The following is a 14,435-nucleotide window of genomic DNA, read 5'->3' on the forward strand; positions in this document are numbered from 1 at the left end:
GGGGGCCCGGTCGGCGTGGTCGGCGACGGCGTCGCGGATCAGCGCCTCGAGCTCCTCGGTCTTCACAGTGCCTCCATGACGCGGTCGACCTGGGTGGCCGCGGCGCGCAGGGCGGCCAGGGCGCGCGAGACGTGGCTGCGGGCGGTGGCCTCCGAGCAGCCCAGCTCGCTCGCGATCTCGGCGAACGACCGGTTGGCGTAGTAGCGCAGCACGACGGCCGCGCGCTGCTTGCGGGGCAGCCGGGCGATCCCGGCGAACACGGCCTGCCGCTCGTCGACCGCGTCCGTCGGGTCGTCCAGCGGCGGGCTGAAGGCGTCCATGCCCCCGTGCGGGACCATCACGTCCGAGGCGGCGCGGCGCCGTCGCCAGGAGAGGAACTCGTTGGTGACCATGCGGTTGACGTAGGCGACCGGCGAGTCGAGGGTGACGATCCGCGGCCACCGCTGCTGCGCGCGCAGCAGCACGTTCTGCACGATGTCCTGGGCCTGGTGGGGATCGCAGGTCAACGCCGTCGCGTACCGCAGCAGAACACCGGTCCGGTCGCGCACGAACTCCTCGAAGCTGCTCGACACTCGGCCCCCTCTCGCGCAGACAACGCCGCAAGAGTGCGGAATGTGGAGTCTTATGGCCTAAGTCCCATCCACGGCGCGGGCGGCGTGTCGCCGATTCCCACCGTCTCCGCGACTCGGATGAGATCCTCGGGCCCGAGTGTCGAGGCCGACCGCTCGTCCTGGGCGCGCGCGACCAGCCAGCGGTCACCGCCGAGGTCCACGAACAGCTTGACGTCGTGCCCGCCGAAGACGGGCGGCGCCAACGAGAAAACCTGCGCGGGTCTGCCCCGTACGGTGACCGGGTCGCCGTAGCGCTCGGGCAGTGGCGCGGGCACGACGTCCAGCACGACCGTGAACGGCCCCCGCAGGGTCATCGACATCGCCGCGTCGGCCGCCGTGGTGCCGTGCACGGCGATGTCGCGCAGCTCGAACCCGGCGGGCGGCACCAGGGCGGTGGACAGCAGGTCGGACCGGCCGGCCGACACCGACTCGGCGACCCTCAGCAGTTCGCCGCCCGCGAGGCCGGTGGACTGGGCGTCGAGCTGGTACTGGCGGGAGTCGGCCGACCAGCCCAGGATGACCACGTCCGTGCCGTCCCCGGACAGCCACGCGGGATGCCCGTTGACCTCTACGTTCGCCACCGGGGCACCGGGCGGGGTGTTCGGCCCCGGGTCGCCGAGCAGGTAGGAGAAGGTCAGCAGCTGCCCGCTGTCCGGTGCTTCACCCGTCCGGGCGAAGGTCCGGTACTGGCTGCCGTCGAACTTCCGCCCGCGGGAGCGCTCGGTGAACTCCGGCGGCAGCCAGGTGGGGCCACTCGTCATGGGGGTGTCGAGGCGGTCGGCGGTCGGACCGGTGTCGCCTGGGGGAAGCACTGGCCGCGGCCAGCCCACCCACAGGACCACCGGCAGCACCACGATGGCCAGCGCGACGCCGATCAGCACGCGCCGCCGCGCCTGGTTCCCCCCCGCGAGGCGAACAGCCCCGGCAGCGGGCGCGCGGGTCGCCATCAGGCGGAGGCTCTCGCGCAGGAGGCCGTCGAACTCCTCGGTCTTCACAGCGCCTCCATGGCACACGTCGCGGTGAACTGGGCGCGCAAAGTGGCCACGGCGCGCGAGATGTGGCTGCGCACGGTGACCGCCGAGCAGCGCAGCTCTTCGGCGATCTCGGCGTCGGTGCGGTTGTCGTAGTAGCGCAGGACCACCGCGGCCCGCTGCTTGCGCGGCAGCCGGGCGATGCCGGCCAAGAGCACCTCGCGGTCGTCCACCCCGCCGGTGGGATCGGCCACCGCCGGGGTCAGCTCGGCGATGGCGGTGCTGGGGAACACCAGGTCACGGGTGCGCCGCCGCCAGGACAGGAACTCGTTGGTGACCATGCGCTTGACGTAGGCGGCGGGCAGGTCGACCCGCGAGATCCGGTCCCACCGCTGCTGCGCGCGCAACACCACCTCCTGCACGATGTCCTGCGCCTGGTGCGGGTCGCAGGTCAGCGTGGTCGCGTAGCGCAGCAGCGGATCGAGCCGCTCGGCGAGGAAGGCCTCGAAAGTGTCCACCGCGTCGTCCCCTGTCTTCGTCCTCCAACGCGCGGGGGCCGCTGGTTGTTGAGTCGTAGGCTGCGGCATATGGGTGACAGCAGCGACGTACCCGCGCTGCGGCGGGGGCTGGCCGTGCTGCGCCTGCTGGCAGGCCGAGCAGGCCCGGTGGCGGCGGCAGCGGTGGCGCGCGAACTCGGCCTGCCCCGTTCGACGACCTACCACCTGCTGGGAGAGCTCGTCGACGCGGGCTTCGTGACACACCTGCCCGAAGACCGCCGCTACGCATTGGGCGTGGCGGCGTTCGAACTCGGCTCGGCCTACCTCCGGCACGACCCGCTGGAACGCCTGGCCCGACCAGTCCTGTCCCGGCTGATCGCCCGAACGGGTCACACAGCCCATTTGGGTGTCCTGCACGGACGCGAAGCGTTGTACCTGCTGCGCGAACAACCGGCCCACCCGCACACGGTGGTGACGGACGTCGGGGTGCGGCTACCCGCACACCTGCCCGCGTCCGGCCGGGCGATGCTGGCGCACTTGCCCGCCGCCCAGGTGCGGGCCCTGTTCCCGGCCAGGTCGTCCTTTGTGGACAGAACAGGCCGGGGCCCGACCCACCTACCCGCCCTGCGCGGCGTCCTGACGGTGGAACGCCGTCGCGGCTGGGCCGTCGAGGACGGCTACGTGACCCCGGGTTTCGCCTCGGTGGCGGCGGCGGTGCTGGACCACACCGGTCACCCGGTGGCCGCGATCAGCACGACGTTCCGGCACACGTGCCCGACCGAGGTGGAATGCGGGGAGCACTGGCCAGACCTGGCCGAGGAGACCCGCCGGGCGGCGGTGGAGCTGAGCGGCCGGATCGGCGGCCAGAAATAACCGGAAGCCCCCGCCACCGAGGCGAGGGCTTCCGTTGTGCGACTACGACTTGACTGCGCGACTAGGACTTGACGTGCGCGACGAGCGCCGCGAACCCGGCGGCGGACACCGCCACCGGCTGCCCGGCGGGGAACTTGGAGTCCCGCACCCCAGCGACGCCACCGACCAGCGCCACCTCCACGCACTGGCCGTTGGCGCTGCTCTTGGAGCTCTTGCGCCAAACAGCCTGGGAGAAATCAATCATGACTGGCCCCTAGGCCCAGTGGCCACGTGCGCGACCAAGGCCGCGAACCCGGGCCGGGACAACAGGACCGGCTCACCATCCGGGATCTTGGAATCCCGAACCGCGGCAGCGCCCGCCAGAAGCGCCACCTCAACACACTCACCATTGCCGCTGCTCTTGGAACTCTTGCGCCAAACAGCCTGAGACAAGTCGAAGTTGGTCATGTCTGCTTCCTCCTCACTCCACGCGGTGCGCCAACTCGGCCAGCAGGCTTGTCGAGCCCGCAGGACTCCTGGCGACCGCCCGCAGGTGATCGAAGATCGTCGTGTATCGGCGCACGTCGGCATCAGATTCCAGGAACAGGTCACCGGCCATGCTGTCGATGTAGATCAAGTCGGTGTCCATCGGGTCGTCGAAATCCATGAGCGCGAACGACCCTGGCATGCCTGCGTGCGCACCAGCAGCGTAATCGATCACCTGCAGGGTGACATTGGGCTGCGCGCTCACCTCGATCAGCCGATTGAGCTGGTCGCGCATCACGCTCGGCCCACCGACGAGCCGGTGCAGGGCGGCCTCGTCGATGATCGCCCACAGTCGCAGGGGCAAGTCACCGACGAGGAGCCTCTGGCGTTCCATTCGCGCCTGCACTCGATCTTCCACATCCTGGGCGCCGGCCTGCGGCAGCACGCCCTGGACGACCGGCCGGGCGTAGGCTTCCGTTTGCAGAAGGCCGGGGACGAACAGTGACTGGTAGTTGCGCAGAGAATGCGCTTCGGCCTCGAAGCTGATGTAGGCGGTGTACTCCTCGGGCAGGTCCGTGTGGAACGGCCGCAGCCAGCCCTGCTTGGTGGCGTCCTTGGACAGCTCCACCAACTGGGTCCGTTGCTCGCCCTGGGTGCCGTAGAGGTTCAGCAGCGACATCAGCGTGCGCATCTGCGGCTTGGCCCGGGCCGTCTCGATCCGGTAGAGCGTGACGTTGTTGATCCCGGTCTGCTCGGCGACGTCTTCCCGGCTCAGGTCCGTCGTCGCGCTCAGGCGGCGCAACTCGGCCGCCAGTCGCCGCAGCCGGCGCCCTGCTCGGCGTGTGCCGAGGCGATCGCCTGACCGGCACCCGCCCGCGAACTCCCCGATCAGCGGGCAGAACCCGCCCTAGCTGGGCCACGTGTCGAACGGAGTGAGCTCGACGGTCACGAAGGGGGGTTCGTCGGCGAAGTCCGCGCTGATGCGGTCGGGCCGCCGTTCGCGCACGGCGGTGGCTTCCCCGCTCTCCTCCTGCCTACGCCGCTTGCCCGACGAGCCGAGGTAGGAGCCCGTCCAGTAGCAGATCCAGGCGCTGGCGAAGCCGTACAGGTACGTGAACGGGTTCGACGGCCCCTCCACCGCCATCGGGACGAAGAGCGTGAGGGGGATCGCCAGCCCCACGATCCCGTACACCTTGGCCCACACCTCCTGGGGCTTGCCGAGTTCGGCGTCGGCCAGGTCCGCGTCGGCGACGTGGCCGCCGAGGTGGACCATGGCGTCGGTCAGGTGGCGGGCGAGCAGCTCCGCCGCGGCCTGTTCGGTGAGTGCCGGATCATCGCGCCGGGCGTCGAACACCTTGACCAGGGCGGCGCCCAGGTAGACCCACAGCGTCCCCTCGATCACGGTGTGGTTCTGGACGGCTCCGGTCCCCACCCGCCGGAGGAGCCGCACCGAGACCCCCGACGCCTTCCAGCGTCCCGCCCCGACCCGGCGCAGGAAGTCGCGGTAGGCGCCCATGTCCACCCGCAGCGAGGCGATGTAGGCGCGCGGGTCGAGGTGGCCACCACCGAACAGGTGCACCTCGGCCGACTCCGCACGGCCGGTCAGGTCGACCTCCACGACCTCGTCGACACGCTTGTCCACGCACGCCTCCACTCCAGCGGGACCGGGTCAGTGCTGACGGGGCCAGGTGTCGAAGGGAGTCAGCTCGACGGTCACGAACGGGGGCTCGTCGGCGTACTCCGCGCTCACCTGGTCCGGCCACCTCTCGTGCACCGTGCGCAGTTCCCCGCTCTCGGACTGCGCTCGGAGCTGGAGCAGGTGCCCCAAGGACGCACCCAGCCCGTAGCCCATGAGCACGGCGAAGTAGGCGTAGCCGTAGGTGAGCAGGCCGACCAGGCTCAGCTCGCCCAGCAACGGGGTGAAGATCGCGAAGCCGATGACCGCCCCGATGGTCCCGAGCGCCCTGGACAAGATCCTCTGCGGCTTCGCCAGCTCCTCGGTCGAGGCCTCCCGGCCGCTGAGGTGACCGCCGAGGTGGATCATCGCGTCGGACAGGTCGCGGGCGAGCAGCGCGGCCCCGGCCGACTCGGTGAGCCCCGGATCGGCGCCACGGGCCTCGGACAACCGGACCAGGGCGGCGCCCAGGTAGATCTGCAAGGTCTCCCCGTGCACCTGGTGGCGGTGGACGACGCCCTCCCCCACCTCCCGGAACAACCGCACCGCGACTCGGGACGCCTGGCCGGGCAGCACCCCGAGTCGGCGCAGGAAGTCCCGGTAGGCCCCCATGTCCACCCGCAGCGAGGCGAGGTAGTGCGCGGGCTCGAGCGGCCCCTTGCCGAACAGGTGCGCCTTGGCCCACTGCGTACCGCCGGTGAGGTCGACCTCGACGACCCCGTCCACGCGCTTGTCCACCCACGCCCCCGTTCCCGCGAACCAGGGACCCAGTCCTACCAGTGATCATCCGCGGCCGAGGGCGGTTCGGCGCGCTGTCGCCCACCTGCCGCACAGTGGTCCACACCACCCCTGGACATGGCGGGGCCCGCGCCACCGGGTGGTGGCGCGGGCCCGGTGAGCCGTGCGGCTCAGATGCCTGCCGAGGTCAGCCAGTCCTTGGCGACCTTCGAGGCGTCCGGCTTGTCCGGCGCGCTGAGCTTGCCGTTGAGCTCGATCAGCACCTCGGTGGTGAGCTTGGCCGAGATGGCGTTGAGCACCTTCTTGACCGTGTCGTCGGCCTTGGCCTTGTTCACCAGCGGCACCACGTTCTGCGCGGCGAAGTTGGACTTCGGGTCGTCGAGCACCACGAAGTCGTTCGCCTTGATCGACGGGTCGGTGGTGAACAGGTCGGCCGCCTGCACCGCCCCGGTCTTGAGCGCGTCGACGGTCAGCGGGCCGCCGACGTCGAGCGACTTGTACTCCTTGACCTCGAGGTTGTAGCTCTCCTTGAGGCCCGGGAGGCCGTCGGCGCGCTTCTGGAACTCCGGCGGGCCGCCGAAGACGACCGAGCCGGTCTTGGCCAGGTCCTCGATCGTCTTGAGGCTGAGCTTGCCTGCGGTCTCCTTGGTGACGACCACCGCGTCCTTGTCCTCGGCCGCCGACTTCTCCAGCACGGTCAGCTGCGCGGGCAGCTTGCCCTGCAGCGCCTGGTAGACCTCGTCCTCGGCGGTCTGCTTGGCGGTCTTGTCGATGTAGGTGAGCAGGGTGCCGGTGTACTCCGGGATCAGGTCGATGGACCCGTCCTGCAGGCCCGGGTAGTAGGTCTCCCGGCTGCCGATGTTGAGCTTCTTGGTGACCTTGACGCCGGTCTTCTCCAGGGCGGCCGCGTAGATCTCGGCGATCAGCGTGCTCTCCGGGAAGTTCGCCGAGCCGACGACGATGGTGCCGGTGGGCGCGGGTGATCCGGTCGCCGCGCCCGAGGTCTGGTTGTTGGCCAGCGGGTCCGACGAACCCCCGCACGCCGTCAGGGTCAGCGTGGCCGCCACCGCGGTCGCCACGCCGGCGAGTACGCGCTTCATCGAGGGTGTCTCCTTGGGTCGGTCGATCTCTCAGCTAGCACGGGAACGCCCGCGCGTCTTGGGTTTGCGCAGCCCCGGCGAGACGACGAGCCACTGCACGCCGGAGAGCACCAGTTCCACCACGATGGCCAGCCCGGCGATGAGCACCGCGCCCGCGGCCATCTGGTCGTATTCCCGGAAGGCGTTGCCGTCGACCACGAACCGGCCCAGCCCGCCCAGCGACACCGCGGCCGCGATGCTCGCGGTGGCGATGACCTGCAGGGTGGCGGCCCGGATCGAGCCCAGGATCAGCGGCAGCGCGTTGGGCAGCTCCACCTTCCACAGGATCTCCCACTCGCGCATGCCCATGCCGCGGGCGGCGTCGACCACCGCTCGGTCGACGTTGCGGACCCCGGCGTAGGTGCCCGCGAGCAGGACCGGGACGGCCATCGACACCAGCGCGATCGTCAGCGCCTGCACCGCCAGCAGCACGCCCATCGCCAGCACCAGCAGGATCAGCAGCCCCAGTTCGGGCAGCGCGCGGAAGGAGTTGACGATGCCGACGACCACGGTGCCGCCGCGGCCGGTGTGCCCGATGTAGGCGCCCAGCGGGATGGCGACCAGCGCCGAGACCAGGACGGCGAGCCCGGTGTACTGCAGGTGCTCGCCGAGGCGCTGCGGGATGCCCGCGATGCCGAGCGTGGTCTTCCAGTGGTCCGGGTCGGTCAGCCAGTCGACGACCTGGGTGAACACGTTGCTCATCGGCTGCCCCCCGGCCGCGAGCGCGCCCACGGTGTCAGCGCCCGGCCCGCGAGCGCGAGCAGCAGGTCGACCAGCAGCGCGAGCACGACGATCAGCACGATGCCGGAGATGATCTCCGGGTAGTTCGGCGGCGACTGCGCGCCGTGCAGCAGGAAGTAGCCCAGGCCGCCGACGCCGATGATCTGCCCGACGGCCACCAGGCTGATGTTGGACACCGCGGCCACCCGCAGCCCGGCGACCATGACCGGGATGGCCAGCGGCAGCTCGACGGCGAAGAACCGGCCCACCGCGCGGTAGCCCATCGCGGTGGCGGCGGCGATGACCGGCTCCGGCACCGCGGCCAGCGCGTCGGCGATCGAGCGCACCAGCAGCGCCACGGTGTAGACGGTCAGCGCGACCTGCACGTTGAGCGGGTCGAGGATCTGGGTGCCGATGAGCAGCGGCATCATCACGAACAGCGCCAGCGACGGGATCGTGTAGAGCAGCCCGGACACCGGCACCAGGACCAGCCGGGCGATCCGCCAGCGGTTGGCGGCCCAGCCCAGCGGCAGCGAGAGCAGCAGCCCGACGAGCACCGGCAGCAGCGCCAGCCGCAGGTGCTCCAGGCTCACCGTGAACAGCTCGTCGGCGTGGTCGGCGACCCAGTTCACAGCGGCACCTCGCCCGCCTGCCGGGCCTTCGCCAGCGCCGCGAGCACCGACTCGGCGGTGACCGCGCCGACCAGCGCGCCCTCGCCGTCGACGGTGATGCCCAGCGCGGCGGGCGAGCTCAGCGCCGCGTCCAGCGCGGTGCGCAGCGAGCCCGCCTTGCCCTCGGCGTCGGCCACGTAGAGCGAGCCACCGGAGACCAGCCACTCGCGCCGGACCTGGCCCTCCACAGTGGACAAGGACACTTCGGACACCCAGCCGACCGGCCTGCGGGTGTCGTCGACCACCACCGCCCAGCCGCCTTCCAGGGCGCGGCGCGCTTCGTCCACTGTGGCGCCGAGGGCGACCGCGGCCACCGGCTTGACCTCGATCCCGTGCGCGGACAGGAATCCGAGCGCGCGGTAGCCGCGGTCGCGGCCGACGAAGGAGGCGACGAAGTCGTCGACCGGCTTGGCCAGCAGCGCCGAGGGCGAGTCGTACTGGGCCAGCTGCCCGCCGACCCGCAGCACCGCCACCTTGTCGCCGAGCTTGATCGCCTCGTCGATGTCGTGGGTGACGAACACGATGGTCTTGCCCAGCTCGGACTGCAGCCGCAGCAGCTCGTCCTGCAGGTCGTCGCGCACGATCGGGTCGACGGCGCTGAACGGCTCGTCCATCAGCAGCACCGGCGGGTCGGCGGCGAGCGCCCGGGCCACGCCGACGCGCTGCTGCTGCCCGCCGGAGAGCTGCCCGGGATAGCGCTTGCCCATCTCGGCGGGCAGTCCGACCGTCTCGAGCAGCTCGGCGGCCCGCTTGCGCGCGGCCGCCTTCTTGGTGCCCAGCAGGATCGGCACGGTGGCCACGTTGTCCAGCACGGAGCGGTGCGGGAACAGCCCGGCGTTCTGGATGACGTAGCCGATGCCGCGCCGCAGCGCCGCGGCGGGCTGGTCGCGGATGTCCTTGCCGTCGAGCAGGATCGTGCCGGAACTGGCCTCGACCATCCGGTTGATCATGCGCAGGGACGTCGTCTTGCCGCACCCCGACGGGCCGACGAGAACGGTCACGCGCCCGTCCTCGATGGTGAGGTCGAGGTGGTCCACCGCCACCGTGCCATCGTCGTAACGCTTGGTCACGGCCTGGAACTCGATCACTCGGGCCCCCCGGGTCGAGACGGCTCCTTGCCAGCCGTTGATCGCCCGACCTTAGCCCGAACGACTGACACCGGCAGGCTGTTCCACCATATGACCGGGTGCTGACCAGGGGTACACCCCGGTTGTGCGAACGCTCACACCGGTGAACCGCGTGGCAGAGCGGTTTTGACCGGTGCGGAATCGGGCGTGCGGCCACCACCGTGCTCACCTGGCCGGCGGAATATCGTCCGCGCGCACCCCTGAGCCCACCAGGTCGACTGCCCTGCCTACGCTCCCTGGGTTGTGGCCGACTCCGTGACAGAATTCCTCACCGCCCGCCGGGCGCGCTCCCGACCGCTGCGCACCCTGGTCGGATTGCTCTGCACGGGCTGGCAACCACTCGACGAGCTGGTCAGGGTGTCCGCTGTGCCGCGCAGGACGGTCGAGGAGCTGCTCGCGTCGTTCGGCCAGGACATCGAGCGCGACCGCGGTTCGTGGCGGGTCGCGCCGTCCAAGGTGAACGGATATCGGAACCTGGCGACCCCGCCCGCGGAGGTCCCCGACGACACCCTGCGACCGGTCTTCGAGTCCTATCTCGCCGGTGTCCCCAGCCCGGCGCGCGCGTTGGACCACGTCCAGGCCGACGTCGACACCATGCTCCGTCGCGCCCGCTGGCTCGACGAGACCTACCACCTCCCCGGCGCCCACCTCCTCTGCCTCGGCGACCACGACCTGACCGCGCTGGCGGCCTGCACCCGGCGCCCCGGCCTGTCGGCGACGGTGGTCGACGTGGACGACCGGCTGTTGGCCTACATCGACGCCCAGGCGAAGGCAAAAGGTCTGGACATTCGCTGCCTGCACGCGGACTTCCGCTTCGGCCTGCCACCGGCGGCGGTCGGCAGCGCCGACCTGGTGTTCACCGACCCGCCCTACACACCGGAGGGCATGCGCCTGTTCCTGGCCCGCGCCGTGGAATCCCTGCGCGACCCGGACGGCCGCATCGCCGTGGCCTACGGCTACAGCGAGCGCAATCCCGTGCTGGGCCTGAAGACCCAGCAGGAGATCCTGCGCCTGGGCCTGGTGTTCGAGGCCGTGCTACCCGGCTTCAACAGATACCTGGGCGCCCAGGCCGTCGGCAGCGCCAGCGACCTGTACGTGCTGCAGCAAACGGCCCGCTCCTCCCGCCTGGCCGAGGCAGCCGTCCGCGAAGTGGTGGCGGGCATCTACACCCACGGCCCCCAGTCAGTGGAGTCCGGCGCAATCCCCGCGACCGCAATCGCGGACCTGTTGCGCCTCAGCACGGCCACGGCCCTGTCGAGTCCATCGTGGACAGACCCGATCCGCGCAAACGGCCCCACGGCCTACGACCTGACCGCCGACCCGGGCCCCTGGCTCGCCCGAGTCCTGCTGGCGGGCCCCGCCTTCCCGATCGGCGCGCTGGTCACCAACACCCACCCGGACGTCGCCGACCAGCGCGGACAACTGGCACTGAAGTCCCTGGTGGCGGGCAAGTACACGCTGACCTTCCACCGCAGCGTGGGCGACGGCAAGCACACGGTGGTCATCGCGCAGCCCACTACCAACGGGGTTCGGGGGACCATCCTGTCCCGCGTCCACGGCAAACTGGAGAACGTCTGGCGAGAGGCACTGATCGCCACGACACCGGGGCTGACGAAGCGGGAGGCCCGGGAACAGGTGGCCGCGGCGGCACCGCACGCGAAAGACCTGGACCTGCGGCTGATCGACCTGCCCCTGCACCGGATCCAAGCCGTCCTGTCCACAGTGGACAAGATTCAACCGGGTGGCGACGCTCAAGGGTGAACCGGTGGACCTGCGAGCAAGGGTGAAGCAGTGAACTCGCGAACCCGCCAAGTGCCGGATTGGGTGGACCTGTTTTGTCTGGGGAGAAAAGAGGCGCTAGCCTGGTTCCGGCGTGGGTGATCCCTTCCCCACCCGCTTCACCCCGGCGCCTCTTTTCTTAGGGGCCCCAGGCAAAACAGGTCCACCCAATCCGGCCATCCGCTGGAAGCCCGCTGTGGTGGTGGCCGGGTTCCGGCGCGGGGCCGGATTGGGCGGAAGCCCCCTGTGATGGAGGCCGGGTACCAGCGAATGGCCGGATTGGGTGGAGTGGCTTTGTTTGGGGCCCCTAAGAAAAGAGGCGCCGTGGGTAGAGCGGGTGGGAAAGGGATACCCACCGCCTGGGCCAGGCTAGCGCCTCTTTTCTCCCCAAACAAAGCCACTCCACCCAATCCAGCACTCGGGCCTCGGGTCGGCCAAGTCCACCCTGGGGGTTCGGCCACCCGCGCAGGAACCCAACCGCCCCCGAGGTGGAAGTCAACCAGCCGGAGTTCGGGCAGCCCCGAGCTGGAGCTCAGCGACCGGAGCCAACTGCCCGCCCGGCCACGCTGGGGCTCGGACCAGCGGCAAGCCGGAACCTAGGCCCCGCTGGGGATGTGCACCGGGCCCAGCTTCAAGATCTCCCGGAACTCCCGTGCGGGCAACGGCTTCGACAACAGCCAGCCCTGGTAGGCGTCCACTCCGACGCCACGCAGGACGTGGAACTGGGTGGCGTTCTCCACGCCTTCGGCCACGCAGCTGCGGCCCATGGCCCGGGCCATGTCCACCAGGGCGCGGGCGACCGCGAAGTCCGAGGCGTCGGTGGCCACCCCGGAGACGAATCGGCGGTCGATCTTGATGATCTGGGCCGGTAGTTCCTTCAGCCGGGCCAGCGACGAGTAGCCGGTGCCGAAGTCGTCCACGGCGAACCGGACGCCGCGTTCCACCAGTTCGGCCATCGCCTCACGGCTGCGGGAGGGCAGGTCGATCAGGCTGGTCTCCACCAGTTCCAGCACGACCCGGTCCCAGGCGATACCGGTGGCCGCGACGCAGGCCGAGACGACGTCGACGAACTCCGGGTCGCCCGGCACCAAGCCCGCCAGGTTGACCGCGATGCCGACGCTCGCGCCGAGGACCCCGCCGCACAGCTGTGGCCACTCGGCCGCCTCGGTGAAGGCCGCGCGCAGCACCCAGCGGTCCAGTTCGCCGAGCAGGTCGCCCTGTTCGGCGACCGGGAGGAAGTCGCCCGGTGCCAGCAATCCGCGCTCGGGGTGCGGCCAGCGCACCAGGGCCTCGGCCGAGAGCACTGTCCCGTCCGGGCCCACCACCGGCTGGTAGTGCAGCACCAGCTGGTCGTTCATGATCGCCTCGCGGAGCTGGCCCTCCAGCAGCATCTGGCTGTTGGCCGAGGCGATCAGTTTGTCGCTGGCCAGCGAGACCCGCCCGGTGCCGCGCGCCTTGGCCGCGAACATGGCCGCGTCGGCGTAGCGCAGCAGGTCGGCGCCGCTGGTCTCCGGGCCGCTGGGCACCGCCGCGCCGATGCAGGCCGACACCCGCAGCAGCTGGTCGCGGACCGGGACCGCGGTGCGCAGCAGGCTCGCCGCCTGGTTGGCCAGGGCCTCGACCCCGCCCGCCTCCTCGACGTCGGAGCAGATCACCACGTACTCGTCGCCGGACATCCGGGCCACCGTGCAGCTCGGCGGCAGGCCGCGCTCCAGGCGCCGGGCCAGTGCGGTGATCAGCTCGTCGCCGACATCGTGGCCGAGCGAGTCGTTGACCCGCTTGAAGTTGTCCACATCGCAGAACAGCAGCGCGATCCGCTCGTAGTCGCGGCCGCCGAGCAGCTTGCCCAGCAGCTCCTTGACCGCCGCCCGGCCGGGCAGCCCGGTGAGCTCGTCGTGGGTGGCCTGGTAGCGCAACCGCTCAGCGGCACGCCTGCGGTCGGTGACGTCGGCGAAGACCACCAGCCAGAACCGCTGGCCGTCGTCGGCGACCGACACCGTCGCGTTGAGCTCGCAGTAGACCGGCTTGCCCGCGGCCGTGGCCAGCACCCGCTGGCCGCTGTGGAACGAGTGCGACTCGCGGACCCGGCGGTGCTCGCGGTCGTCCGGGTGGGTCAGCTGCTCGGCGGTCGTCCCGCGCAGCCGCTCCAGGTCCATGCCCAGCAGCGAGCAGAGCGCGTCGTTGGCGTCGACCAACCGCTCGGCGTCGTCGAAGAGCGCGATGCCGACCGGGGTGATCGCCACCAGGTCGGTGAACCGCTTGCTGGAGCGCTGCATCCGGGTCTCGGTCGAGCGCTGCTCGGTGACGTCCTGCGCGGTGCCGATCATGATGTGCAGGTCGCCGTCGAGCCCGGCCGCCTCGCCGCGCACCCGGAACACCCGGCGCTTGCCGTCCGGGCGGATGACCCGGTGCTCGCACTCCACCGGCCGCCGGGTGCTCGCCAGCTCCTGCCAGCGCTGGTCGACCCAGCCGCGGTCGTCCGGGTGGACCAGCCGCAGGTAGTCGCTGTAGGTGATCTTGGAACCGGGCTCCAGGCCGCCGAGCTCGTAGAGCATCGAGGACCACAGGCAGTCGCCGGTCTCGGTGTTCCACTCCCAGGTGCCCAGCCGGGCCACCCGCTGCGCCTCGCGGAAGAGCCTGCCGTCCTGGCTCAGCTGCCGTTCCAGGGCGCGGAACTTGGTGAAGTCCTGCACCGTGCCGTGCACCCGCACGACCTGTCCACCCTGGTCGAACTCCGGCCGGGCGCGCACCAGGTAGGTGCGCTCACCGGTGTCGTCGCGCACTTCCAGCTCGACCGGCTGCGAGGACCGCTGCCTGCCCAGCCGGAGTCGGAAGTCGGTCAGGACCGGGATGTCCTCGGGGTGCACCAGGGAGAGCAGGTCGGGCAGCGCGGCGCGCGCGGGCAGACCGCAGAGCCTGCGCAAACCGTCCGACAGGTATGCCTGGCCGGTGCGCACGTCGAGGGTCCAGCTGCCCATCCGGGCGATCCGCTGGGCCTCGAGGAGCAGGGCGCGCTCGGCCGCCGGGTCGTCCTCGACCGCGTCCGGCTCGGCCAGGTCGGGAGCCAGGACACGACCGGCGTCGACGTCGAACCCGCCGGTCGGCAGCCCGACCCGGGGTAGCCCGGCGCGCACGACATGCTCGGCCACGGCGCGTTCCCTCCACCCTC

General features: G+C 71.1%; 15 protein-coding genes. 2 read left to right on the top strand and 13 right to left on the bottom strand.

The genetic code is table 11. From position 1 onward, the window contains the following. Nucleotides 1-62: 62 nt before the first annotated feature. The 3 genes from QSK30_RS10045 to QSK30_RS10055 are packed head-to-tail and all read right to left on the bottom strand — an operon-like array spanning nucleotide 63 to nucleotide 2,100. Nucleotides 63-572 (bottom strand): SigE family RNA polymerase sigma factor, encoded by a 510-nt coding sequence (locus QSK30_RS10045; RefSeq protein ID WP_285501657.1) that lies wholly within the window; start codon nucleotides 570-572, stop codon nucleotides 63-65. A 50-nt stretch (nucleotides 573-622) separates the two neighbouring features. After that, nucleotides 623-1,606, bottom strand: coding sequence for a hypothetical protein (locus QSK30_RS10050; protein WP_285501659.1), 984 nt, complete (start codon nucleotides 1,604-1,606; stop codon nucleotides 623-625). Next, nucleotides 1,603-2,100, bottom strand: a complete 498-nt coding sequence (locus tag QSK30_RS10055; RefSeq protein WP_285501661.1) for a SigE family RNA polymerase sigma factor — start codon at nucleotides 2,098-2,100, stop codon at nucleotides 1,603-1,605. Before QSK30_RS10055 ends, QSK30_RS10050 begins: the two co-directional genes overlap by 4 nt. Nucleotides 2,101-2,169: 69 nt before the next feature. Here QSK30_RS10055 and QSK30_RS10060 point away from each other — a divergent pair, with 69 nt between their 5' ends. Continuing rightward, the gene (locus QSK30_RS10060) at nucleotides 2,170-2,952 is read left to right on the top strand and encodes an IclR family transcriptional regulator (protein ID WP_285501662.1); all 783 of its coding nucleotides are present in this window, start codon (nucleotides 2,170-2,172) and stop codon (nucleotides 2,950-2,952) included. Nucleotides 2,953-3,013: 61 nt separating this feature from the next. On the opposite strand, the gene QSK30_RS10065 is transcribed toward QSK30_RS10060, so the two are convergent. From QSK30_RS10065 to QSK30_RS10105, 9 genes are all read right to left on the bottom strand, one after another. After that, entirely contained in the window at nucleotides 3,014-3,196 is a 183-nt protein-coding gene (locus tag QSK30_RS10065) for a DUF397 domain-containing protein (RefSeq protein WP_285501664.1), read from the bottom strand. After that, entirely contained in the window at nucleotides 3,193-3,522 is a 330-nt protein-coding gene (locus QSK30_RS37140; RefSeq protein ID WP_502871817.1) for a DUF397 domain-containing protein, read from the bottom strand. The genes QSK30_RS10065 and QSK30_RS37140 overlap by 4 nt, the downstream gene beginning before the upstream one ends. Further along, on the bottom strand, nucleotides 3,413-4,240 hold the full coding sequence (locus QSK30_RS10075; RefSeq protein WP_285501915.1) for a helix-turn-helix domain-containing protein: 828 nt from the start codon (nucleotides 4,238-4,240) through the stop codon (nucleotides 3,413-3,415). Before QSK30_RS10075 ends, QSK30_RS37140 begins: the two co-directional genes overlap by 110 nt. 84 nt (nucleotides 4,241-4,324) lie before the next feature. After that, the gene (locus QSK30_RS10080) at nucleotides 4,325-5,059 is read right to left on the bottom strand and encodes a hypothetical protein (RefSeq protein ID WP_285501667.1); all 735 of its coding nucleotides are present in this window, start codon (nucleotides 5,057-5,059) and stop codon (nucleotides 4,325-4,327) included. A 27-nt stretch (nucleotides 5,060-5,086) separates the two neighbouring features. Then, nucleotides 5,087-5,830, bottom strand: coding sequence for a hypothetical protein (locus tag QSK30_RS10085; RefSeq protein WP_285501669.1), 744 nt, complete (start codon nucleotides 5,828-5,830; stop codon nucleotides 5,087-5,089). A gap of 170 nt (nucleotides 5,831-6,000) precedes the next feature. Continuing rightward, nucleotides 6,001-6,930 carry an ABC transporter substrate-binding protein gene (locus QSK30_RS10090; RefSeq protein ID WP_285501671.1) on the bottom strand — a complete coding sequence of 310 codons (930 nt, stop codon included), beginning with the start codon at nucleotides 6,928-6,930 and terminating at the stop codon, nucleotides 6,001-6,003. A gap of 30 nt (nucleotides 6,931-6,960) precedes the next feature. Next, entirely contained in the window at nucleotides 6,961-7,671 is a 711-nt protein-coding gene (locus QSK30_RS10095; protein WP_285501672.1) for an ABC transporter permease, read from the bottom strand. Continuing rightward, nucleotides 7,668-8,321: an ABC transporter permease gene (locus tag QSK30_RS10100; protein WP_285501673.1), complete on the bottom strand. Its 654-nt coding sequence runs from the start codon at nucleotides 8,319-8,321 to the stop codon at nucleotides 7,668-7,670. Before QSK30_RS10100 ends, QSK30_RS10095 begins: the two co-directional genes overlap by 4 nt. Further along, on the bottom strand, nucleotides 8,318-9,448 hold the full coding sequence (locus tag QSK30_RS10105; RefSeq protein WP_285501676.1) for an ATP-binding cassette domain-containing protein: 1,131 nt from the start codon (nucleotides 9,446-9,448) through the stop codon (nucleotides 8,318-8,320). The genes QSK30_RS10100 and QSK30_RS10105 overlap by 4 nt, the downstream gene beginning before the upstream one ends. 282 nt (nucleotides 9,449-9,730) lie before the next feature. Between QSK30_RS10105 and QSK30_RS10110 the strand changes: the two genes are divergently transcribed. Further along, complete coding sequence (locus tag QSK30_RS10110) at nucleotides 9,731-11,248, top strand: bis-aminopropyl spermidine synthase family protein (RefSeq protein ID WP_285501677.1); 1,518 nt, start codon at nucleotides 9,731-9,733, stop codon at nucleotides 11,246-11,248. A 614-nt stretch (nucleotides 11,249-11,862) separates the two neighbouring features. On the opposite strand, the gene QSK30_RS10115 is transcribed toward QSK30_RS10110, so the two are convergent. Then, nucleotides 11,863-14,415 carry an EAL domain-containing protein gene (locus tag QSK30_RS10115; protein ID WP_285501678.1) on the bottom strand — a complete coding sequence of 851 codons (2,553 nt, stop codon included), beginning with the start codon at nucleotides 14,413-14,415 and terminating at the stop codon, nucleotides 11,863-11,865. Nucleotides 14,416-14,435 lie beyond the last annotated feature (20 nt).

The organism is Actinokineospora sp. NBRC 105648 (assembly GCF_030269645.1).
Taxonomy (GTDB): domain Bacteria; phylum Actinomycetota; class Actinomycetes; order Mycobacteriales; family Pseudonocardiaceae; genus Actinokineospora.

Excerpts from the sequence above, each read along its gene's own strand:
- QSK30_RS10060 (WP_285501662.1), top strand. The coding sequence starts at position 2,170 with ATGGGTGACAGCAGCGACGTACCCGCGCTGCGGCGGGGGCTGGCCGTG.
- QSK30_RS37140 (WP_502871817.1), bottom strand. The coding sequence starts at position 3,522 with ATGCCGACGTGCGCCGATACACGACGATCTTCGATCACCTGCGGGCGG.
- QSK30_RS10065 (WP_285501664.1), bottom strand. The coding sequence starts at position 3,196 with ATGATTGATTTCTCCCAGGCTGTTTGGCGCAAGAGCTCCAAGAGCAGC.
- QSK30_RS10090 (WP_285501671.1), bottom strand. The coding sequence starts at position 6,930 with ATGAAGCGCGTACTCGCCGGCGTGGCGACCGCGGTGGCGGCCACGCTG.
- QSK30_RS10095 (WP_285501672.1), bottom strand. The coding sequence starts at position 7,671 with ATGAGCAACGTGTTCACCCAGGTCGTCGACTGGCTGACCGACCCGGAC.